This window comes from Marinobacter vinifirmus (assembly GCF_002258215.1).
Classification (GTDB): domain Bacteria; phylum Pseudomonadota; class Gammaproteobacteria; order Pseudomonadales; family Oleiphilaceae; genus Marinobacter; species Marinobacter vinifirmus.
Genome location: NZ_NEFY01000013.1, coordinates 1 through 21,601 on the forward strand (window position 1 = coordinate 1; position 21,601 = coordinate 21,601).

The 21,601-nt window shown below is 58.4% G+C and carries 16 protein-coding genes; 11 read left to right on the forward strand and 5 right to left on the reverse strand.

Going from position 1 to position 21,601, the window contains the following annotated elements:
* Window positions 1–78 precede the first annotated feature (78 nt).
* The 5 genes from B9Q17_RS13835 (at window position 79) to B9Q17_RS13855 (ending at window position 7,491) form a co-directional block, all read left to right on the forward strand.
* Window positions 79–1,107 carry an IS630 family transposase gene (locus B9Q17_RS13835; RefSeq protein WP_054645368.1) on the forward strand — a complete coding sequence of 343 codons (1,029 nt, stop codon included), beginning with the start codon at window positions 79–81 and terminating at the stop codon, window positions 1,105–1,107.
* Window positions 1,108–1,682: 575 nt separating this feature from the next.
* Window positions 1,683–2,903: a serine/threonine transporter SstT gene (sstT, locus tag B9Q17_RS13840; RefSeq protein ID WP_208618786.1), complete on the forward strand. Its 1,221-nt coding sequence runs from the start codon at window positions 1,683–1,685 to the stop codon at window positions 2,901–2,903.
* Window positions 2,904–2,910: 7 nt separating this feature from the next.
* Complete coding sequence (locus B9Q17_RS13845; RefSeq protein ID WP_094625664.1) at window positions 2,911–3,411, forward strand: shikimate kinase; 501 nt, start codon at window positions 2,911–2,913, stop codon at window positions 3,409–3,411.
* 136 nt (window positions 3,412–3,547) lie between these two features.
* Window positions 3,548–5,401, forward strand: coding sequence for an alkaline phosphatase D family protein (locus B9Q17_RS13850; protein WP_094625665.1), 1,854 nt, complete (start codon window positions 3,548–3,550; stop codon window positions 5,399–5,401).
* On the forward strand, window positions 5,398–7,491 hold the full coding sequence (locus tag B9Q17_RS13855) for a metallophosphoesterase (protein ID WP_094625666.1): 2,094 nt from the start codon (window positions 5,398–5,400) through the stop codon (window positions 7,489–7,491). Before B9Q17_RS13850 ends, B9Q17_RS13855 begins: the two co-directional genes overlap by 4 nt.
* 5 nt (window positions 7,492–7,496) lie before the next feature.
* Here the strand turns inward: B9Q17_RS13855 and B9Q17_RS13860 are convergent, their stop codons facing one another.
* The 3 genes from B9Q17_RS13860 to B9Q17_RS13870 form a co-directional block, all read right to left on the reverse strand.
* The gene (locus B9Q17_RS13860; protein ID WP_244177397.1) at window positions 7,497–9,137 is read right to left on the reverse strand and encodes a PAS domain-containing sensor histidine kinase; all 1,641 of its coding nucleotides are present in this window, start codon (window positions 9,135–9,137) and stop codon (window positions 7,497–7,499) included.
* Entirely contained in the window at window positions 9,130–9,813 is a 684-nt protein-coding gene (locus B9Q17_RS13865) for a response regulator transcription factor (protein ID WP_022989659.1), read from the reverse strand. Before B9Q17_RS13865 ends, B9Q17_RS13860 begins: the two co-directional genes overlap by 8 nt.
* A gap of 68 nt (window positions 9,814–9,881) precedes the next feature.
* On the reverse strand, window positions 9,882–12,059 hold the full coding sequence (locus tag B9Q17_RS13870; RefSeq protein WP_094625668.1) for a DNA topoisomerase III: 2,178 nt from the start codon (window positions 12,057–12,059) through the stop codon (window positions 9,882–9,884).
* A gap of 126 nt (window positions 12,060–12,185) precedes the next feature.
* Here B9Q17_RS13870 and B9Q17_RS13875 point away from each other — a divergent pair, with 126 nt between their 5' ends.
* Entirely contained in the window at window positions 12,186–12,542 is a 357-nt protein-coding gene (locus B9Q17_RS13875; RefSeq protein WP_058341212.1) for a BolA family protein, read from the forward strand.
* Window positions 12,539–13,162 carry an L-threonylcarbamoyladenylate synthase gene (locus tag B9Q17_RS13880; RefSeq protein ID WP_022989656.1) on the forward strand — a complete coding sequence of 208 codons (624 nt, stop codon included), beginning with the start codon at window positions 12,539–12,541 and terminating at the stop codon, window positions 13,160–13,162. Before B9Q17_RS13875 ends, B9Q17_RS13880 begins: the two co-directional genes overlap by 4 nt.
* Window positions 13,163–13,183: 21 nt before the next feature.
* On the opposite strand, the gene B9Q17_RS13885 is transcribed toward B9Q17_RS13880, so the two are convergent.
* Window positions 13,184–13,831 carry an MBL fold metallo-hydrolase gene (locus B9Q17_RS13885; RefSeq protein ID WP_094625669.1) on the reverse strand — a complete coding sequence of 216 codons (648 nt, stop codon included), beginning with the start codon at window positions 13,829–13,831 and terminating at the stop codon, window positions 13,184–13,186.
* A gap of 59 nt (window positions 13,832–13,890) precedes the next feature.
* On the opposite strand from B9Q17_RS13885, the gene B9Q17_RS13890 reads away from it, so the two are divergent.
* From B9Q17_RS13890 to B9Q17_RS13905, 4 genes are read left to right on the forward strand one after another with little or no spacing between them, the layout of a single operon-like run.
* Entirely contained in the window at window positions 13,891–14,673 is a 783-nt protein-coding gene (locus B9Q17_RS13890; RefSeq protein WP_094625670.1) for a hypothetical protein, read from the forward strand.
* Window positions 14,666–17,608 (forward strand): coiled-coil domain-containing protein, encoded by a 2,943-nt coding sequence (locus B9Q17_RS13895; RefSeq protein WP_094625671.1) that lies wholly within the window; start codon window positions 14,666–14,668, stop codon window positions 17,606–17,608. The genes B9Q17_RS13890 and B9Q17_RS13895 overlap by 8 nt, the downstream gene beginning before the upstream one ends.
* Window positions 17,601–19,028, forward strand: coding sequence for a hypothetical protein (locus tag B9Q17_RS13900; RefSeq protein WP_094625672.1), 1,428 nt, complete (start codon window positions 17,601–17,603; stop codon window positions 19,026–19,028). Before B9Q17_RS13895 ends, B9Q17_RS13900 begins: the two co-directional genes overlap by 8 nt.
* Window positions 19,021–19,653 carry a condensin complex protein MksE gene (locus tag B9Q17_RS13905; protein WP_244177398.1) on the forward strand — a complete coding sequence of 211 codons (633 nt, stop codon included), beginning with the start codon at window positions 19,021–19,023 and terminating at the stop codon, window positions 19,651–19,653. The genes B9Q17_RS13900 and B9Q17_RS13905 overlap by 8 nt, the downstream gene beginning before the upstream one ends.
* On the opposite strand, the gene B9Q17_RS13910 is transcribed toward B9Q17_RS13905, so the two are convergent.
* Entirely contained in the window at window positions 19,644–21,491 is a 1,848-nt protein-coding gene (locus B9Q17_RS13910; protein WP_094625673.1) for a sensor domain-containing diguanylate cyclase, read from the reverse strand. The two genes, B9Q17_RS13905 and B9Q17_RS13910, sit on opposite strands and share 10 nt — an antisense overlap.
* Between the last annotated feature and the right edge of the window lie 110 nt (window positions 21,492–21,601).

The window sequence follows — 21,601 nt, forward strand, 5'->3', positions numbered from 1 at the left end:
TACTAATGGGTTCGAAAGTAAGCGAACATCATTTATAATGTAGGCTCCGTTCGCCAAGCTTATCGGATATTTACACACATGCGCCACGATGACGGTCGTAAACTTGATCACAAAACATTAGAAGCCATTCGCGTTCGCGCCGTTCAACGGGTCATGGATGGCGAGAGTCCAGAAGTCGTCATCAAAGCGCTGGGGATGAGCCGAGCACGAATCTATGAATGGCTGGCTGCCTACCGCGAGGGTGGCTTTGACGCGCTCAAGGCCAAGCAGATTTCCGGTCGTCCCAAGAAACTGAGCGGTGCTCAGATCCGGGAGCTGTATATCTGGATAACGACCTTTACGCCGGACCAGTTGAAGTTTGATTTTGCCCTGTGGACTCGGGGCCGAGTGCGTGAGCTCATCCGGCAAAAGTTCAACGTCCGGTTAAGCGATGTCTCGGTCGGTCGTCTGCTTCGAAACCTGGGGCTGACGCCTCAGAAACCCCTGCATCGGGCCTACCAGCAAAAGCCAGAGGCCGTGAAACAATGGAAAGAAGAGACCTACCCGGAAATTCGCAAGGAAGCAAAAAAAGTCGGCGCCACCATCTATTTCGGCGATGAAGCCAGCATTCGGTCTGATTATCACAGTGGCACCACCTGGGCACCCAGGGGTGAAACTCCGATCATCCGTAATACGGGCAGTCGCTTCAGCATCAATCTGATCTCGGCCATCTCGCCTCGCGGCGAGCTTCGCTTTAAGACCATTCAGGGCAACATGAACACCGATGCGTTTCTTGGTTTCCTCAAGGCTCTGGTGCAAGACGTTGACAAGCCGGTTTTCCTGATCCTCGATAACCACCCGGTTCATCATGCTCGTCGGGTTCGAGACTATGTTGAGAGTCTCGACGGCAAGCTCAGGTTGTTCTTCCTGCCGCCGTACTCGCCGGAGCTGAATCCTGACGAGTCTGTTTGGGGCTATATCAAATACCATCACGTCGGTAAAAAGATCATTAACAGCAAAGAACAACTTCGGAGCACTGTTTACCGGCAGCTTCGACGTTTGCAAAAATTGCCACGACTATTGAAATCGTTTTTTGGCCATCCGGATTTGGCTTATATCTCTGGGTAATGTTCGCTTACTTTATTTCGAATTAGTAGCGTGAATTCAGATAATAACTGCAGCACTTTGGCGTAACCAGGTAGAGATGGGAGGGCCGTTGCCGGAGGGCTTTTTCTACCCAGTCGAGGCAATCCTGACCAAAGAACATTCCGTCATCAACAAAGCAGGTAGGTGTGTCCAGGCAAGGTAGCTGGCAGGGCTGTCAATGTCGAAGTATGCGTCGATGGTTTTGCTCATGGTTTGTCCTCCTCAGAAAGTTTCATCCAGGAGCGCCGATCGTCCATGTGCACAAGCAGTGTGGTCAGTTCATGCAGCCGGTGACTGTGTGTTCCTGTTGCCATGACGGGTTTCCCCGTTTTGAGTCGTGCGTGCCATTTCGGCCTATTTACGCTGAACGTGTCAGATTGCGACCAATGTAAGGCGTCTGTATCATTGTCGGTCAAAATCTGCGCCGCTTGTTGTTAAAAGAAAAGCAGATCAGTAATGTTCTGATCTGCTTTTCTTTTTTTAATTCCGGGTGCGGAGTTCCCTGATATTTGCGGCGGTTTCAAGTATTCCGTCCTACCAAGCAACCGGAGCTTTTGATGTCTGGCCTGTACAAGCTTTTCCGCCCCCTTATTCAACTTGGCCTGATTCCGCAGATCACGCTAGGCATTATTGCCGGTGTCTTGCTGGCCGTGGTGTCGCCTGAAACGGCTAAATCCTTCTCGATTCTGGGCCAGTTGTTCATCTCCGCCCTTAAAGCCGTCGCACCCATTCTGGTGTTTGTGCTGGTTGCGGCAGCGATTGCGGCACACCAGAAAGGCCAGCCCACGCATATTCGCGGTGTCCTCGTGTTGTATGTGATTGGCACCCTGATCGCCGCGCTGGTGGCGGTGGTGGCCAGCTTTGTTTTCCCCACCGAGCTTACGCTGGATATGCCGGAGGTGAGTGGCAATCCGCCCGAGAGCATCATCCAGATCCTCCGGGACTTGTTGCTGAGTATGGTGGCCAACCCGGTTACCGCGCTGATGGAGGGCAACTTCATTGCCATTCTGGCCTGGGCGGTTGGCCTCGGGATGATGCTGCGCCATGCCAGTGATGCTACCAGCAAGGTACTGAATGACGTATCTGATGCAGTTTCAGGCATTGTTCATATTGTTATCCGCTTTGCGCCCCTTGGTATTCTGGGGCTGGTAGCTAACACATTGGCAGAGGCCGGTATTGGCGCCTTACTCGAATACGGCCGGCTGCTGGGTGTTATTGTGGGTTGCATGCTGTTCGTGGCCCTGGTGACAAATCCGCTGATTGTGTTCCTTAAAACCCGCCAGAATCCGTTTCCCCTGGTATTTGCCTGCCTGCGGGGCAGTGCCATTACCGCATTCTTCACCCGTAGTTCCGCCGCCAACATTCCGGTAAACCTGGAGCTTTGTGAACGCCTGGAGCTGGACCCGGACACCTACTCCATCTCTATCCCTCTGGGTGCCACCATCAATATGGCTGGCGCTGCCATCACCATTTCTGTGATTACCCTGGCTGCAGCCAACACGCTGGGTATACCGGTTGATTTCGGTACCGCGTTGCTGCTTTGTGTGGTGTCTGCGCTGGCGGCCTGCGGGGTCTCCGGTGTGGCGGGTGGTTCGCTGCTGTTGATTCCGTTGGCCACCAGCCTGTTCGGTATCTCCACTGATATCGCCATGCAGGTTGTTGCCATCGGATTTGTGATCAGTGTGGTGCAGGATTCCACAGAAACGGCCCTGAACTCTTCTACGGATGTACTGTTTACCGCAGCCGCCTGCCGCGCGGCCGAGCGCAAAGAGGGGTAACAGGGCGATGTCTCGAAACCTGATTTTTATCGGCATGCCCGGAAGCGGAAAAAGTACCGTGGGCGTGCTGGCGGCAAAGCGCCTTGGTATGGGTTTTGTGGATACCGACCTTCTGATCCAGGAGGAGGCCGGCCGCACCTTGCAGGAGATTGTCGACCAGGACGGTTACCAGGCCCTGCGCCACATTGAAGAGCAGGTGCTGCTGAAACTGTCTGTGGAAAACCAGGTTATCAGCACCGGCGGTAGCGCTGTATACAGTGATGCCGCCATGCGCCACCTGAAAGCCAATGGCACCGTGGTTTTTCTGGATATTCCGCTGGATGTGGTTATGCAGAGAATCGGTGACTACAGCCTGCGCGGAATTTCCCGCCGGCCGGACCAGTCCCTTTCCGAGTTGTTCGACGAGCGTTTCGCGCTCTATTCCCGCTATGCAGATATCACGGTGAAGGGCGAAGGCCTTACCCAGGACCAGGTTTGTGAAGCAATAATCCGGCATTTGCCCAACTGACGTTGGGCAAATGCCTGAAGGTGACTGTTTGTCACATAAATTCAGCATAAAATGGTCGATACCAAAATATTAATAAAATTGAAATCTCCTACCCATAAAGTTGCGCAAAACAAACCACTGAAAGGTGAGAAGAAAAATGAAGCGCCGTACTTTTCTGGCATCGACCATGTCTGTTCCCGCGTTCACCCTGGTGGGCTGCGGTGGTTCAGACTCCACTATTGAAAACAATTCGCTGATTACCGGAACCGCAGGCCCGGTTGGCCCCGACGCCGAGCCTGCCGGAAATGCTCAGGCAAGGTTGGTCGGGCGATTTGAGCACGGGGTTGCCTCCGGTGACCCGTTAGAAGATCGCGTTATTCTCTGGACCCGCGTTACCCCTGAAATCACCACCGCCGAAGCACTTCCCGTAGAAGTATTAGTCAGCAAATCTCCGGACCTCTCCGCCCCCAGGGTTTACCGAACCGTTGCCAGGGCAACCTCGGATTTCTGTGTGAAGGTAGATGCCGACGGTCTGGACAGCGACAGTTGGTATTACTTCGCGTTTGTCTGCGGCAGCAATAGCTCTCCCGTAGGCCGCACGCGGACGTTCCCGGCTCCGGGGGTGCGGGTACGTCGCGCCCGGTTTGCGACGGTGTCCTGTTCGAACCTGCCTTACGGGCACTTTTCTGTATATACCGCGCTTGCGAAGGTGGAAGAGCGGGACCTCGATTTTGTGCTGCATCTGGGCGACTACCTCTATGAGTACGGCCCGGGTAATTACGACGATCCGGCTTCGGTACCCAACCGGGTACATTCACCGGCCAATGAAATGGTGTCGCTGTCGGATTATCGCGGCCGGCACAGCCAGTACAAGCAGGATCCGGACTTACAGGCTGTACACCAGCAATACCCGATGATCTGTATCTGGGATGATCACGAGTTTACCAACGACGCCTACAAAGACGGCGCCGAGAACCATGACCCGGCCACGGAGGGTGATTGGGAAACCCGCAAGCAGGCTGCCGTGAAGGCCTATTTCGAGTGGATGCCGGTACGGGAGTTTGATGCTGACAGCCTGCGAATCTGGCGTCGTTTCCAGTACGGAGACCTGATTGACCTGTGGATGCTGGACACCCGCATCGAGGGCCGGGATGCCCCCGCGTCTTTGCCGGTGGGAATGGAACACACAGACCCGGAGCGCAAGCTGATCAGTGATGCCCAGATGAACTGGCTCACGGAAGGCCTGAAGAGCTCCGGTTGCGTGTGGAAGATGGTTGGCCAGCAGGTGATGCTCGGCCAGCTGAACCTGGCGGAGTTGCCCCAGCCGGAGCTGTTCTCGCAATGGATGCCGGCTGGCTCCACCCAGCAAGGCCTGAACATGGACCAGTGGGACGGCTATGCGGCAAGCCGAAGTGCCGTCCTTGATGCCATTGAATTGAACAACGTGGATAACGTGGTGGTATTTACCGGCGATATCCACACTTCCTGGGCCAATGAAATCTACCGGAATCCGGGTTCACTGGTGGGTGACCTGTTTCAGGGCGAGCCCCTGGCAGTGGAGTTTGTGTGCCCCTCGGTGACGTCTCCCGGGTTTCCGGACGGAGCGGCGGAACTTGCCGCCGCAGCCTTGGGCGCCACCAACCCCCACATCAAATATGCCGAATTAAAAACCCGGGGCTTTATCCTGATGGACGTTACCCGGCAGGGCGCCCAGGCCGAGTTTCACTATGTCTCGTCTATTACTGACGAATCCCGCAAGGGCGAACTCAACGACAGCATGCGCAAGCTGGTCAAGGTTCCCGCCAGAAGCACCGGTCAGCCTTATCGCCTGGTAGAAGATGATCTCACCGTAACTCGCCCCCGTTACACCCAGACCGCTTTGACGGCGCCGCCGGCAACCGCCGAAGACCAACAAGCCCTGGCTGGCGCACTGGCGCTGGCCAGACAACGCCAGGAGTCACGGTACATGCACAAAACAAGGAATGCACAGCAAAAGGAGGTCACAGCATGAATAACAACCTGAAGCGGCTCGCGTGGTTGGTATTACCCCTCACCCTGGCAGCCTGTGGTGGCTCTGATGACGGAAGTCAGGGCGCAGCGGATACCGGTTCGGATGCGTCTGGCCCGGTGGGCGAGGGCAAATCCCCGGGTAAAGGGCAACAGCCAGTGCCGGTAGCCAGTGCCCAGTTTATTGCCATGGGGGATTCCGGCACCGGCAGCGCCGGCCATTATGCCGTAGGTGAGGCGATGGCGGCGGTCTGCGAGATCAAGGCAACCGACACCGGCCCCTGCGAGTTTGTGCTGGGTTTCGGTGACAACATCTACGATGACGGCGCAACCTCCGTAGACGACGTGCAGTTCCAGGATAAATTCGAGAAACCCTTCGAGCCGATGGGCTCCTTACCGTTCTATATGGTGCTGGGTAATCATGACAACACAGGCTACATCGGTGGTGACGGCGCGAACAACAGCCGGGGTGATATCCAGGTGGACTATCACTACGAGGGCAACAGCCCCAGATGGTTCATGCCATCCCGCTACTATGCGTTCAACAGTAACGAGATTCCGACTGCAAGCCTGCCGAAAACCCGGGAGGGCAAACCGCTGCTGACGATCGTGTCGATGGACTCCAACCCCATTGCCTCGCTGGTGGCGGATGCCGATTCCCGGTTCACCTGGCAGAAGTACGGCATGACCCAACTGGTCTGGGCCCAGGATGAACTGATCGCATCTGATGCCCTGTTCAATATCGCCATGGCCCACCACCCGTACCTGTCCAATGGCCAGCATGGCAACGCCGGCAACTATGACTTTGTTCCCTCTTATATTCTGCCGGTGATTTCGGGGCAGCGCTGGAAGGAGTTTCTGGAAGAGGGCGTGTGCGATTATGCGGACTTCCTGATGACCGGGCACGACCACGATCTTCAACTGCTGGAGCCTGTGGAATCCTGCGGCCGTACGCGTTTCCTCGTCAGTGGTGCTGCTGGCAAGACTCGCTCACTGGTTGACGAAAACCGCAATCAGGCCATGTTCCAGGCCGGCGATACCTATGGCTTCTTCTGGGTGAGAGTCACGGAAAGCAATCCACTTACTGATGCGCCCGCGCAGATGTGCTTTGAGGCCTACACGGTAGATCCGGATGCAGAAGGTTTCGGGGTGCTGGATACCTCTGGTGCCCTGACGCCGGCGTATAGCCGGTGCCTGGCCAAGGCGGAACCTCAGGGCATTGCCCGTGGCAAGGATTTCTCTGGTAATCCCGTCTCGGCTTCGGTACCGCTTGCCGATGAATCCGGATTTGATGCGGGCTTTGCCGGCCCCCTGCAGAGCTTCCGTGAGGAGCTGGTCAGTGGCCTGAATACCCTGAACATGAACAACCCGAGTGATGAGGCAGGGCAGGTTGTCGGGCAGCTGATCGGTGGTATAGACACGCTGCTGGCTGCCATGGATGCGGCTGCCTCGGCTGGTACCGAGGGAGGCAATCCTGATGATATCCAGCAAACAACCTTTGCGGTGCAGGCAGCGGCTGACCGGCTGCAGGCCGTCGATACCTCTAGCTTGCCAGCGCCGTTCGATCAGCTGGGGGATGCCTTTACGGTGTTTGCGGAAGGGTTTGGCTCTGAGGCCAGTGAGGGCTCGGGGCAGGGGCTTTCCCAGGATACAGCTTTCTTGCTGGGGCCGGTGGTGCAACTGACGATTAACCTGGACAACATACTCGATGGCATTGATGCCCAGGCCCAACCGGTGCCTGTGTTGCGGGGTGTAACGTCGTTGCTGGTAACAACCCTGCGGGGCGTTAGCGGAACCCTTGAACAGGTTTCAAGGCTGGATAGTTCGGCAGGGTCTGATGAGCTGATCGGCGCCATCAATCAGGCCCTGAATACTCTGGTTGACGAGGTTTTGCTGCTTGAGCAGGCTCCGCAACCTATCGGCCAGTATGCAAACCTGCCGGCAGATTTTCTGTCCGATGGCCTGAAAACAGTATTGAACGAGGTGACCGAGCAGCTGGATCGTACCGTTCTGGGAACCGTAGATGGATTGCTGGGGCGATTGTTGGCTCCGATCACAGGCTTGATTACCGGCTTGCTGGACCGTCTTTTCTGAGGCGGTTACAGCATCGGATCCGAAATCGGAAACCTGAGGGTAAAGGTTGTGCCTTCATCGGGGAGGGAGTCTACCTTGATCTCGCCCCGGTGCTTCTCCACCACGGTTTTCACAAACGATAATCCCAGGCCGGCGCCCAGGGTGCCAGCCAGCTCGCTGCGCTTTTGCCGGTGGTAGCGGTCGAACAGGTAGGGCAGTTCGTCGGTGTCGATGCCGCAGCCTTCGTCGGCGATGGCCAGGCAGGCCAGGTGGGCAGCGCGATACACGTGGATGCTCACGGTGGCGTCTTCCGGGCTGTACTGGACAGCGTTGGTCAGCAGGTTGATGACCGCCCGCTCCAGCAACTCCGCATTGCCTCGCATCCACAGGTCTTCGGTGCCGATCAGTTGCAGTGAAATGTTCTTGCGCTGGGCCTGCTCATACACGCTGTCCCGGGCGTTTTCGACAATGGCCAGCAGTTCGCACTCGTAGAAGCGCGGCTCGGTCAGCTGCTCGGCCCGGGCCAGTTGCACGAATTCTTCCGCCAGGTTGTAACTGCGCCGTGCCAGCATCCGCAGCTGGTCCAGGTGCAGTTCGTCTATGCTGGCGGGGTCCCGCTTCAGCTGCTCAATCAGGGCCAGCTGAGACACCAGCGGCGAGCGCACATCGTGTGAGATGAAGTCGATGGCCTCCCGGTGCTGCCGCTGTTGTTCCCGCAGTTCTGAAATGTCCGATATGTTGGCGATAATGCCGAACTGGCCGTGTTCGGGGAGTTCGAAAGGCGCAAAGTGAACAAGGAAGTCCTTGCCGTGTACGGTCAGGTCCAGAGTGCGGCTTTCTTTCAGGGTCAGGGTTTCGGAAATCACCTCGTGCCAGGGCGGCGTATCCTTCGGGTCGTGGCCTTCCAGCAGGCTGGTCAGGGGCATGCCGGTGATGCTGGGCATGGGCTCCCGGAACCAGTCTTCGATGTGCTGGTTGGCAATCCGGATAACCCCCAGTTCGTCGGTCACGATAATGCCATCCGGCATGTGTTCGAAGCTGTTGCTGATAAAGGCCTGCATCTGGGCCAGGCGTTCGCTGGCCAGGATCACCTTGCGCAAGCGCGGCGAGTGGCCGAACCCGGGGCTGAGGGGGCCGGTAGCGGGTTGTGAGTCCAGTTCCAGTTTGTGCAGGAAGTGCTGTATCACTTCACGGCTGAGGTCATTGCGCAGGGTGAGCCCGATGACGTAACTGGTTTCGCCCCGGGTCAGCCGGATCCAGCTTTGCTGCTGCTGGTGCTGCCACTCACCGGGTTCCGGCAGTGGCGGGGCCTCGGCAAGGCTCATGCCATGGTTTTCGAGTAAGTCGCCGTCTTCTGCCAGCAACCAGCCTTCCGGGCGCAGCAGGGCCCGGAAATGTTCCAGTAAGCGATGGGGCTGTCTTTTCGACGGTTCCGGCAGTGACAAGGTCTGCGTTCTGACCATTTTGTCGAGCTGCCGGTTCAGCAGCCGGTTGGTCACAGCCAGTTGCACCGCCGCGGCTACCGGCAAGGCGATCAGCGGTATCGCCAGCAGGTTGGTCGGTGAAAGCTGGAAGCCGAATACGAGCAGCGTCAGAACGTAGCTGCCAGCAAGCACCCCGAAGACCAGCAGGCCAAGGCCCCATGGTGAGAGCTTCCGGTCAAGCAACGGCTTCGAGCCTGTAACCGCGCTGGTAGATGGTTTTGATGCGGAATCCGTTTTCAGGATTCAGCCCCAGCCGTCTTCTCAGTCGGCTCATGTGGGTATCGACCGTGCGGGTGTTGATGTCCTTGGTCAGCCCCCATACCCGTTCCAGCAACATTTCACGGGTGAGCAAGCGACCCTGGTTCTGGAACAGGAACAGGGTCAGGTCGAAGTCTTTGTCGGTCAGGCTCAGTGGCTCACCGTGCAGGCTGATGCTGCGCTGCTGGGTGTTCACTTCGAACGGGCCGTATACCAGAACTTCTTTCTCGCTGTCCGGGTTACTGCGGCGGGCCAGGGCATTGATGCGGGCCAGTAATTCGGCGGCCCGCGCCGGTTTCGCCAGGTAGTCGTCGGCGCCGGCATCCAGGGCACGTACTATGTCTGATTCGCTGTCCCGCTGGGTCAGGAAAATGGCCGGGATCGGCCAGTTCAGGTGCGCCCGCACGTTCTCCAGAACGTCGATGCCGGTCATGTCCGGGATCTGCCAGTCGAGGATCATAAGGTCGTAACTGCGGTGCAGAACCGCGCCCAGAAAGGCCTGGCCGGTGGGAAAACTGTCACAATGGTGGCCTTTCTCGGAGACGATGGTCTGTATCCTCTGGGCCTGTTCGTGCTCATCTTCAAGAAGCGCAATGCGCATCAGGCGTTTCCTTCGTTATTAGGGCTATCTGCAATAGCCGGCCATTATTCCAGAAATTCAATGTTGGATCAGCCCTGCAGGGGGTATTTCCTTGATGTCAGCGCCGGTTTTCCGTTGTCGTCGTCCACCGTTTGCCGGCAGCCGGGAAAGTTGCTGCAACCCCAGAACCAGCCTTTCTTGCTGTGCCGGCGCACCAGGGGTGAAAAACAGTGCGGGCAGGGTACCGGTTTCTGGCTGGTGCCGTCTTTCGGCTGGCTGTCTTCCAGCGGCCGGGTGCCCTTGCAATCCGGGTAGCGGGTGCAGGCATAGAAACGCCCGAACTTGCCGTCCCGCTCGACCATCGGTGCCCGGCATTTGGGGCAGTGGATGGCTTCGTTGCCGGCAACGCTGTCGTCGTTGGCCGGCTTCGGGCGCCGGTTTATAAAGCCGGTGATTTCTTCCTTCAGGCTGGCCAGGAATTGCCGGGGGTCATCTTCGCCCCGGCGGATGCCTTCAAGGGTCGCCTCCCAGACAGCGGTGCGATCCGGAGTGCGGATGGAATCCGGCAGGGCGGCAATCAGCGCTTTGCCTTTGTCTGTGGCTTTAATGTAGCGCTTTTCCCGGAACAGGTAGTCCCGCTTGAACAAGGTGTCGATAATCGCTGCCCGGGTGGCCTCGGTGCCCAGGCCATCGGTTTCCCGCAGGGTTTTTCTGAGCTCCGGGTCCGCCACGAAACGGGCAATGTTGGTCATCGCCGACAGCAGTGTGGCATCGGTGAAATGCTGGGGTGGCTGGGTTTTCTTTTCTTTTACGCCAGCGTTGGTGCACAGCACCGGTTCGTTTCGCTCCAGCCTTGGCAGGGGGGGCTTTTCCGGTTCGCTGTTGTTTTCCCGTAGCCGGAGCTCCAGGGCTTTCCAGCCTTGTGTGAGTATGGCGGTTTCGGTCGCCCTGAACTTGTGCTCCAGCACTTTCACCGTCAGCTTGCCTTCCCGGTGTACGGCATCTGCCGCAAACTGCATCAGGTAGTAGCGGCTGATCAGCCCGTAAATTTTCTGCTCTGCCGCAGTCAGCTTGCCGTTGGCCGACGGCCGCACGGTAGGAATGATAGCGTGGTGCGCGTCCACCTGTTTGTCGTTCCAGGCGGAGGAGCGGCGGCTGGTGTCCAGTTCGCCGAACTGCGTTTCCAGCTCGGGCGCGACACGGCCGATGGCGCGGATGACCTGCTCGCGCTGGTTATAGTGGCCTTCGGGCAGGTAGCGGCAGTCAGAACGGGGGTAAGTGATCAGCTGGTGCCGCTCGTACAGGTTCTGGGCGGTATCCAGTACGTCTTTGGCACCCATGCGGAACAGCCGGCCGGCTTCTATTTGCAGGGCAGACAGAGAAAGTGGCAGTGGTGGCGTTTCCGGCCGGTCACGGAACCGGGATTCCACAATGGTGCCCGGGCGGCCGTTTACGTCTGCGGCAATCTGGTCTGCGATTTCACGGCTGAGCAGGCGGTTTTCTTCGTCCAGGTGATCCTGGAATTGTTCGTCTGGCAGCCATCGTGCGGTGAAGGGGCGTTGGTCTGCGTCTTCTTCACGGGCACGGAATTCGCCTTCAAGCCGGAACCAGGGTTTCGGCTCAAAGTCCTCGATGGTGTTGTCACGCTCCACCACCAGCCCCAATACCGGTGTCTGTACACGGCCGACCGAGTACACGCCCTGTTCGCCCTGTTGCTGATAGGTGAGCGTGTAGAAACGGGTCAGGTTGATGCCATACAACCAGTCTGCGCGCTGGCGGGCCAGGGCCGAATGGGACAGGCGCCGGAATTCCCGGTTGTCTTTGGGCGCCTGTATGGCCCGGGCAACGGCGTTGGGGGTCAGGTCGTTGATCAGTATCCGTTGCACCGGTGCCTTGGTGCCTACATAACGGAGTACCTCATCCACCAGCAGCTGGCCTTCCCGGTCCGGGTCGCCGGCATGGATAATGGTGTCGGCCTGGCGGATCAGGGATTCCAGCACTTTCAGTTGCTGGCGCACGCTGTCTTTGGGGGACAGCTGCCATGGCTCCGGAATCATGGGCAGATCTTCCAGTCGCCACTTTTTCCACGCCGGGTTATAGCGGGCCGGCTCTGCCGGTTCCAGCAAGTGGCCGATACACCAGCTCACCGTAGCGGCGTCTTTGCCCTGGCCGCAGCGAATCCAGCCCTGGCCTTTCTGGTGTGGGCCGGGCAGGGCGGCAGCAATGGCTCTTGCCAGGCTGGGTTTTTCGGCTATGTAAAGATGCATGGGGTCTTGGCGTTGCTGGATCGGTTCGGGAATGTGGCCCTTTGCCGGATTGCTGTCAAGGTTTCGGGGGTAAGGGCCAATGTGTAGTAGACTGACCATTCAGGGAATTGCAGGAGTGAAGCGAAGATGAAAGTACAGAGTGCCATTGAAACCAAACTGGCAGATGCCTTTGAAGCCAGGTTGCTTCAGGTAGAGAACGAGAGCCACATGCACTCGGTGCCGCCGAATTCGGAAACCCACTTCAAGGTGACCCTGGTTTCACCGGATTTTGCCGGCCAGATGAAGGTTCGGCGGCACCAGGCGATCTACAAGGTGCTGGCAGACGAACTGGCAGGCTCGGTGCACGCGTTGTCGCTGCACCTGTTTACACCGGAAGAGTGGCAGGCCAGTGGCCAGGCCACGCCGGATTCGCCGAATTGCATGGGTGGCTCGAAGGGTGATGCCACCATGGCGGCCAAACTGGAACAGGGAGCAGATTCATGAGTCAGTTTTTCCAGATTCACCCGGAAAATCCGCAGAAGCGGCTGATCAACCAGGCCGTGGAAATTCTGCGCAAGGGTGGCGTGATCGTGTACCCCACCGATTCCGGCTACGCACTGGGTTGCCATCTTGGCGACAAGCAGGCGGCCGATACCATCAAACGTATCCGCAAGCTGGATGACAAGCACAACTTCACCCTGGTGTGCCGGGATTTGTCTGATATCGGCGTCTACGCCAAGGTCGACAACACCCAGTACCGGTTGCTGAAGACGTTCACCCCGGGGCCCTACACCTTCATCCTGGATGCCACCAGCGAAGTGCCACGCCGCCTGCTACACGCCAAGCGCCGTACCATTGGTGTCCGGGTGCCGGATAACGAGATTGTGCGTGCGTTGCTGGGTGAGCTGGGCGAGCCGATCATGAGCAGCACCCTGATTTTGCCGGGGGAAAGCGAGCCGATGACCGACCCCTACGAAATCCGGGATACCCTGGAACACGAACTGGATTTGATCATCGACGGCGGCTTCTGCGGAATGGAAGCCACCACGGTGGTGAACTTCACCGGCGATGCCCCGGAAGTTACCCGGGTTGGCAAAGGCGATCCGGCGCCGTTTCAGGTCTAGGGCTATTGGTTGCCGGGGCAGTCAGCCCCGGTGGTCAGACACAAAGGGATTGGTGGCTTTTTCGTGCCCGAAGGTAGACATGGGCCCGTGGCCACAGATGAAGGCCACATCATCGCCCAGCGGGAACAGTTTTTCCCGGATGGAATGAATCAGGGTGTTGTAGTCGCCCTTCGGGAAATCCGTGCGGCCAATGGAGCCATTGAACAGCACATCGCCCACCTGGGCCAGTTTTGAGCCGCGATGGAAGAACACCACATGGCCCGGAGTGTGGCCCGGTGTATGCAGCACTTCCAGGGTTTCATTGCCCACCGTTACCGTGTCTCCGTCTTCCAGCCAGCGATTGGGCGTGAACACCGCCGGTGCTGGAAAGCCGAACATCTGCGCCTGCATGGCCAGGCCCTGAATCCAGAAATTATCTTCTTTGTGTGGTCCTTCAATCGGCAGCCCGGCGGATTTGGACAACTCCGCTGTACCGCCGGCGTGGTCAATGTGGGCGTGGGTGAGCAGGATTTTCTCCAGTGTAACGCCCTCAGCTTCCACCGCCGCCCGAATGCGGTCCAGGTCCCCACCTGGGTCTACGACTGCAGCTTTGTTAGTTTCGGTACACCAGAGCAGGGTGCAGTTTTGTTCAAAGGGGGTGACGGGAATCACACGGTACTTCAGGGACATAATCTGCCTCGGGTTGTAAACTTTTCGGCAAGTTTACCAAGGCGGCAACAGGTGAGCCATTGAACGACTACCTCAAGAAAATCCTTAAGGGCCAGGCGATCAACTACGAGGCCTTTCTTAAAAAGCTGCCGGAGGCACTGCGTCAGAGGCACCGGGAGCTTTTTTCGACCGAGAAAACGGGGCCGAACCGCTGGCGAGTTACCGTTCTGGATGAGGCTGTATTCGAAACGCTTCGGGAACAGGCTGCAACTCCGGTGAGCAGGGTGGATGCAGCCAGGAAAGGAGATTCCCACCGTCACGGCACCGAGGTGAGTTTCCTGCTGGTTTACCATCATGCCCTTGAGAGCACTCGGCCGGATTCGGTGGTGATTACCGGGGATTCGGTGGATATCGGCTTCAGGCCGGCGCCCCGGGTTCTGGTGGTGGAAAACGAGCGGAATTTTTACCATTACCGCCAGATGCTGGCCTTTGCCAGTGACTGCCTTGGCCAACCGTTGGAACTCAATAATTGCGATGTTGTGCTTGGTGGCGGTAACCGGATTACCCGCGCGTCAGATCTGAACTGGCTGAATGGGTACCATGAGGTACTCTGCGCCTTCGATTATGATGCCGGCGGTTTGCAGATGTTTTCATCGGTGCAGGCCGCACTGGGCGATAAGGCCTGTTTTCTCCAGCCCGCTGAGTGGAAACCCTGGCTTGGCTGTTTCCGCAAAACCCCGGACGCCACCGAAAGGTTTACAAAGGCCATCATGCTGGCGGAAGATCTGGGGTTTGTATCGTTGGCGCAGGCCTTTCGGGCCACCGGAAAATTCATGGAGCAGGAGATGATTCTGGATGAGTGATTCACAGGCGAGCGCGAGCACCTTTAACTTCGGCATTCGCCGCCTGGTGTTGGTGGATTCCGCCGGCTTCTGTTACGTGGAAATTCCGGTGGACAACCATGGCCTGATTCTGGGGCCGGGCAACCTGGGCAAGTCCAGCCTTTTGAATAGCCTGCGCCTGTTCCTGTTGCCGGAAAACAACTTCAAGAACAGCCGCAAGAAATTCGCCTTTCGCAACGCCAGCGCAGGCAGCTTTTACACCAACGAAGAAAGCTACCAGCATTATTTCCCCAGCCAGTTCAGTTTCCTGATCATGGAAGCGGAAAACCCGGCCGGCACCCATTGCCAGATTCTGTACCGGGACAACGCCAGTCAGCTCAGCTATGGCCGTGCCTTTGTACCGGTGAGTTACGACCAGCTACGGCCGCTGTTCTGGAACGGCGATGATGAAGACGGCATCGGCCAGGCGGTGCCGGAGCTCTCGTTCAGCCGGTTGTCGGAAGCCCTGAAAAAGCTCTCCAAAGACACCAAACTGGTCAGCGACCCGGCCAAACTCAAGTCCATGCTCTACAGCAGTGAGCTGATGAACGCCGACGCGGTTCGCTATTCTGTATTGCCGCTGGGGGAATCGGATGAGCGCCGGGTGCAATCCCTGCGCACCCTGATCCTGCTGCTGTTCGAGATGAAGGCCGACGACCAGGCCATGGCCAACGCGGTGGCGAGTATCATCGAGGCGGACAAAAAATTTGCCGATGACGCCTTTGATTTCAACATTGACGATTTCCTGAATCGCCACGACCAGCTGAAACAACAGCAAAACCAGCTGAACCGCATCGAGAAAGAGCGCCCCCGGTTCGAAAAGCTCAACCGCGATTACCAGGCCTATCAAACGTTATTGCGCAGTCAGCACGATTTTGCCGCATTCCGGGATGGCGTGGCGAATGCGCTGCAAGACATTGGCGCCAAACGCCGGGTAGCGCTGGAGGCGTATAACGAGCAGAACGAAACCCTGCGCTATGTGCTGCAAACCCTGAAAAAGCTGGAACAGGAAGAAAGCGGACTGAAAGGCGAGATCCGCTCCGCTGACCGGCGCATCAAGCAGGCCGAACAGAACCAGAAAGACGGCGAGCTGCTGGTTGCGCAATACGGCGAGATGACCCTGCAGGAAATTGCGGACATCCAGAAGGAAGAGCTCGAAGGCAAGCGGGGCCACCTGGCCGCCCTGAAAAGTGCTGCCCAGGCCGAGATTCGCCTGGAACAGATCCAGAGCAAGAAGCTGGAGCTGGAACGCCAGCTGGAAAGCCTGAAAGACCGGGAAAGCAAACAACAGTGGCAGTTGCAGAACCAGCTGGACGAAGCCACCGCCGCGCCGCTGCGGGCGGTCGACCACCGCCTGATGATGGCCAGCCCCGGCCAGGACCTGGACGCTGACAGCAAGGCCACCATTGAAGACTTCGCCCGATTATTCGCGCCCAACGACCATGGCTTTGACTGGTTCGACACCGAATACCAGAGGCAGCCCGCCCGAAACACTAATTTCGCAGAACAGCGCCAGCATATTGAGAGCGAACTCCATGGTCTGGAGAAAGAACGCTCGGAGCTGGCAGACACCGCCAATCAGGAGCACGACCGGCCCAAGCTGATTGAACGCACGGAAAAAGAAATCCGCGCCATCGAAAAAGATCTTGAGACGCTTCAGCGTTATCCAGCCGCTGCCACCACCCTGCGGGACGCCACTGAAGAAAAACAGGCGGCCGAAGAGCAGCTGGCGAAGCTGGACGAACAGGCTCGGCTGGAGCAGGAAAAGCAGGAAGCACTTCAGCAGAAAGCCGCCAGGGCCCGGGCTGAGAAAGACCGCATTGAGGAACGGGAGCGGGAGCTGGCGGCCCTGAGCAAAAGCGTGGGAACTGTGGAACACCGTTTCCCGCACCTGAAAGCAGTGCAGGCAGAACAACCGTTGGATATCGAGCGGGTATCTGCCGCCGCGTTTGATGACCTGCAAACACAACTGGACGACCTGGAAGAGCGCCGCCGTAACATCCTCGATCACCTGCGTCAGTTTGTGTACCTGGGTATTCACGAAGACAGCGACGGCGAACTGCAGAAAGACAGCCCGACATCCTCGGTTATTCGGGAAACCTTCAAGAGCCTGTCGGACCTGTTCGCCGGCATGGCCGAGCGCTGGAGCGTGCTGGAACAGCAGGTTGGCATTCACAACGAAACCGTGGCCAGTTACCGACAGGCCCTGAAATCCAACCACGAACACATTGCTCGGTTCGAGGCCCAGCTGAACCGCGAGCTGGACGGGGTGCACATCAACGACCTGGTGGAAATCCGGGTGGATATCCACACCGATCCGAAATTCCGCAACCTGGTGGAAGAAGCCAACAACATCGATCCGTATGGCAACCAGCTTCAGTCTGATGCCTTTTACGACCGCCTGCGGGTGTTTGTGGCGGACTTTTTCGGGGAGCAGGGCGGCAGCAAGCGCCTGACCATGGACAAGGTGATCACCGGTATTTCCTACCGCACCCGCAAGGAAAACGCCGCGAACCTGGATAAGAAGGGCCAGTCCACCTCCACCACGGCATTGATCAACCTGGAACTGGTGTACCGGCTGCTCAAACGGGTGCTGTACCCGGGCGTGCAGCTGTCCTTCCCCATGGTGCTGGACGAGCTGGCCAGTGTAGACATCAGCCAGATGCCGTCGTTGCTGGAACGGCTTCGCAAACAGGGCTTCAACTTGTTCTCCGCTGCTACCCACAGCGCCAGTGCCGAAGTGATCTACCTGATTGGCCGGCACCTGGAAGTGGGGCAGATGCGCACCGCGCGGCCGTACAGCAAGGAACGCACACTGGTGTTCTGGGGTGGAGCGGAAGGCTTTACCGGCGGTGAATCCCTGAGCCACTGGGCAGACCATACTCAGAACAGCCTGCTGGAGCCCGCGGATGAGTAAACGCTTCAGCACCCTGGACACCACCCGGCTGCTGTTCGAGCACCCGAAAATCCTGTTCAGGATGATCGAGCGCATGGACCGGAACGAAGCCCGGTACATCCGGGAAAGCGATCTGGTGGCCGAGGTGATGGACTACACCCGCAGCCTCGGCAAGGCGGACCGGGACCGGGTGCGGCTGGCCATGAACACCGACAACCTGTTCCGCAGTGGCCTGATCATCGACATCATCAAGGCCGACGGCGAGCGCCGGTTGGTGTTCCAGGACGCCCTGATCAATCTGATGCGGGCCTGCAACGCCTCGCTCTATCAGGAATTAACCGACGCTCGCCTGCGGGGCCACCTGGTGACCCTGCGGGACGTACGCAACCGCCTGGAAATCAGCAGCTTCAGCGAGGCTGATCCGGATTACACCGAACTGCGGGACGACCTGAACGAACGGGTCAGCCAGCTGATCGGCCTGCTGCGCCAGAACGTGCTGCGGATGCAGACCATCAGCGCCCAGCTGGCGGATCTGTCCGGCGACGCCAGCCGGGCGCCGGAGAAATACCTGGAGTTCCGACAGAACCTGTTCGAGCAGATCGTCACTCTGTATGAGCGCCACATCAAGCCCACGCTGGTGTTCCTGAACCCGGACACCCGCCTGCCAGATGGCAGCAACCTGTTCGAAACCCTGGAAGCCATGGTGCGCCTGCTGGAGAGCCATGACGACCACAGTCTGGCGGACCAGTTGTTCCGTTCGTCTATCAGCCTGAACGCCCTGTACAAGCCCATCCAGGCCGTAGCCCAGGAGGTGGAACACTTCCTGCGCAAAACCCGCCGGGGCATGGCCCAGTACAACGCCATGGAGCATTTCTACGGCAAACTGCGGGCGCTGAAAGACGACACGGAAACCCTGAGCCTGCGCCGCAAATGGCTGGAAGGCGGCGATTTCGCCCGTAGCACAGGTTTTCTGGTGGGGTTGCGGGCGCAGCAGCGGCCGAAACACTACGCCTTTGGCCAGTCCTCCAGTTACTACCAGTTGTTGTTCAGCGAACTGGACCTGCGCCTGAGCGACCTGCGCCGTAAAGCGGAGGTGCCAGTTCTTCAGGAAGTGGACGGCAGCGGTCGCCACAGCCGCATCGACGTTCAGCGTATTAACCAGTTGTACCAGTGGCTGGAAACGCTGGAATTACGGCCCACGACCGACCTGGTACGGGAACTCCATGGCCGGCTGGACGGTTTTATTCCCGGCTATCGCTTTCCGGACCTGCTGGCGGCGTTGAACCGGCTGGTCAATGAACCGCCCGAGGGGATGCAGGTAACGACCACCAACCGTTTCCGAACCCTGGAGCAGGCGCCCGACAGCGAGCAGTTTGTTTACCGAAAACGCCGCCTCGAAACCACTACGACTCACACCGAACAAGAGCCAGACCATGCCTGATTTCGTGGAAACCCGGGATTCAGAAAACAACCTGAACGAACCACAAACCAGTAGCTTCGACCAGATCCTGCCGGCCCACAGTGCTGCCATCTACCGGGAATTCCAGGCGGGCCGCGTGATCGTGCGGGATGTCTGGGATGCCAACCGTTCCGAGCTGCGGGCCAATCCGCTCTACAACCTGCTATACAATCATCTTTCGCATTTCCGCACTTTCTACGAGCACCTGGGCAGCGAACTGGTGTTTAACGAAACCGGCTCGTTCTTCTTCCTGAAAGAAAGCAGTGACGATGAAAGCGAAGAGCACGATGAGAATGCCTTCCGGGTGCAGGTGGTGCTGTTACTGATTGGCCGTTACTTTGCCCGTAGCGGGCGGGACCTGGATTACCTGGGGCGGCCGGAAGCCGGCCTGAACGAGCAGGACCTGGCTAACCTTGCGGCCGATGAGGAGTACCAGGACATTCTGCGGGCAGCTCGATTCGAGAAAGGCCTGAGTGAAGCGCTGGATTACCTGGAAAAGCGGAACCTGGTGTTCCGCTCCGGGGCTGGCCGGTATTTCCTGAGCTCAGCTGGTATGTACTTCCTTGACCAGCTGGTTCAGGAGTACGAGCAGGGCGGTCAGGCGTAGGCCAGGTTGTTCCGGCCACCTGCTTTTACCCGGTACATAGCGGCGTCGGCTTCTCTCATGAGATCTTCGGCGGTCATTCCGTTATCCGGATACAGCGCAATGCCGACGGAAGCGCCAATACCGATCGTGTGGCCCTGAATCTGGAATACCTCATTCAGGGTTGCAATCATTTTTTCTGCAATGTGCCGGGCACCGTCGTCGCCGTTCAGGGGCCCGGTAATCACCACAAACTCGTCTCCGCCGGTCCGGCCCACGATATCGCCACTACGCATGCAGTGTTTCAGGCGCTTGGCCACTACCCGTAGCAGTTCGTCACCGACCGGGTGGCCATGGGTATCATTGACCGGCTTGAACTTGTCCAGGTCCAGGAACATCAGGGCAAAGTGGCCATTGGAACGACGGGCCTGCTCTATGGCTTGTTGCAGGTAATTCTCCAGGGCGGCACGATTGGGCAGGCCGGTGAGCTGGTCATAGTGTGCCAGCCGGGCCATCTGTTTCTCGTTTTTCACCCGCTCGCTGATATCGCTGAAGGTCAGAATGTACTGGCTTATCTGGCCCTGATGGTTTCGCACGGCAGACACTGTCAGCAGGTTGGGGAACACCTCATCCTTGGGATGCCTGAGCCAGACCTCGCCCTGCCAGGCACCCTCGGCGATCAGCTGGCGGTGCAAGCGTTCGCCGACGGGATCCCGGTCCTGGTTGCCTGCATCAAGAAACTCCATCATGTTGCGCCCGGACAGCTCACGGGCTGTTGTCTGGGCCCTGTCCAGAAAGGCCGGATTGGCCCGGACAATGGTGAAATCCGTCTTGCAGATGGCAATGGCTTCCTGGGTGTGCTCGAACACCTGGTGGGCCAATCGCAGTTCTTCGGTGGATCTGGCGATCTCGGATGTCTGGGAAACCAGTGCATGCATCAGCGGTTGCAGGGAGCGCCACACCACCAGCCCGGCCACCAGCGAAAGCAACGCAATGATGGCGATGCTGATGATGATATCGTTTGTGACTTGAGCGTATACCTCAGAGACCTGGGAATTCATGTGAACTTCCCAGTTGTAATCGCCCAAGGGTCTCATGAACGCCAGTATCGAGGCACCGTCCGGGTCGGTCAGTCTGAAGGTGCGGGGCTGTTTGTCGCCCGTCAGGTGCTCCCTGACGGTCAGGCACTCGCTGGCAGGGAAGATCTCGGGCATCTGAGTGATGGGGTCCAGCTCCACCCGGCGGGTGCGCGCGTCATCGAGAATGCAGATGTTTGACCAGGTGGTGGTCAGTAGCGCTCCCTGAAGCGGAGAGAGATCGAACAGCAGCAGGTCTGTGCCCACCCGTTCGCCATCATGCATGATGGCGCCGGAGGCGTGCAGCAGTGGTTTGCTGGTTTCGCCATTGGCAAGGCGATATCCCCGGAAGTCCAGGCCGCCTGGCAGGGTTATCTTGCCGGGCAATGACGCCGCCAGGGGGCCGACACGGACCAGTTCCTCACCCGATGCGTCGTAGCGTATCAGTGCCGCCAGGTTGTCGATGATGTTGGCGGCGTCTTCCAGCCTGGGCCGGGAGAAGGTCCTGGCGACGCCAACCGCCAGGTTGCCGTTTACATATTCACTCATCACCCGGGCCAGCTCGGATCGGCTGGCGGTCTGGCGGGCCAGGTCCTGGTGTTGGTCCAGGACGGCCTGGATGTTCTGGGTTTTGGCGTCGGCAACGTTGCCGGCCGAGCGGGAGGCCTGGGAATGCAGCTGGTTGATCAGCGGGGTGGCGACAATCGCAGCAATCACAATGCCGGTGAGCACCACTGCGATGATGGCCGTGGTGATTACACGGCGCTTTTGTTCAAGTATATCCATCGTTTGTGGTCACACCCTCCGGTCGCACAGCTCTATCTTAACTCCAGCCTTAGCCAAAGAGCCAATGGTTAGTGTGCTTCTGTCTCTCTAGTATCCGCGCCTTAATAAAA

What these genes read in the sequence shown, in the direction of transcription:
- B9Q17_RS13845 (WP_094625664.1), top strand. Translation starts at nt 2,911, where the DNA reads ATGTCTCGAAACCTGATTTTTATCGGCATGCCCGGAAGCGGAAAAAGT.
- sstT (WP_208618786.1), top strand. Translation starts at nt 1,683, where the DNA reads ATGTCTGGCCTGTACAAGCTTTTCCGCCCCCTTATTCAACTTGGCCTG.
- B9Q17_RS13850 (WP_094625665.1), top strand. Translation starts at nt 3,548, where the DNA reads ATGAAGCGCCGTACTTTTCTGGCATCGACCATGTCTGTTCCCGCGTTC.
- B9Q17_RS13905 (WP_244177398.1), top strand. Translation starts at nt 19,021, where the DNA reads ATGCCTGATTTCGTGGAAACCCGGGATTCAGAAAACAACCTGAACGAA.
- B9Q17_RS13885 (WP_094625669.1), bottom strand. Translation starts at nt 13,831, where the DNA reads ATGTCCCTGAAGTACCGTGTGATTCCCGTCACCCCCTTTGAACAAAAC.
- B9Q17_RS13900 (WP_094625672.1), top strand. Translation starts at nt 17,601, where the DNA reads ATGAGTAAACGCTTCAGCACCCTGGACACCACCCGGCTGCTGTTCGAG.
- B9Q17_RS13855 (WP_094625666.1), top strand. Translation starts at nt 5,398, where the DNA reads ATGAATAACAACCTGAAGCGGCTCGCGTGGTTGGTATTACCCCTCACC.
- B9Q17_RS13835 (WP_054645368.1), top strand. Translation starts at nt 79, where the DNA reads ATGCGCCACGATGACGGTCGTAAACTTGATCACAAAACATTAGAAGCC.
- B9Q17_RS13910 (WP_094625673.1), bottom strand. Translation starts at nt 21,491, where the DNA reads ATGGATATACTTGAACAAAAGCGCCGTGTAATCACCACGGCCATCATC.
- B9Q17_RS13880 (WP_022989656.1), top strand. Translation starts at nt 12,539, where the DNA reads ATGAGTCAGTTTTTCCAGATTCACCCGGAAAATCCGCAGAAGCGGCTG.
- B9Q17_RS13870 (WP_094625668.1), bottom strand. Translation starts at nt 12,059, where the DNA reads ATGCATCTTTACATAGCCGAAAAACCCAGCCTGGCAAGAGCCATTGCT.
- B9Q17_RS13875 (WP_058341212.1), top strand. Translation starts at nt 12,186, where the DNA reads ATGAAAGTACAGAGTGCCATTGAAACCAAACTGGCAGATGCCTTTGAA.
- B9Q17_RS13865 (WP_022989659.1), bottom strand. Translation starts at nt 9,813, where the DNA reads ATGCGCATTGCGCTTCTTGAAGATGAGCACGAACAGGCCCAGAGGATA.
- B9Q17_RS13895 (WP_094625671.1), top strand. Translation starts at nt 14,666, where the DNA reads ATGAGTGATTCACAGGCGAGCGCGAGCACCTTTAACTTCGGCATTCGC.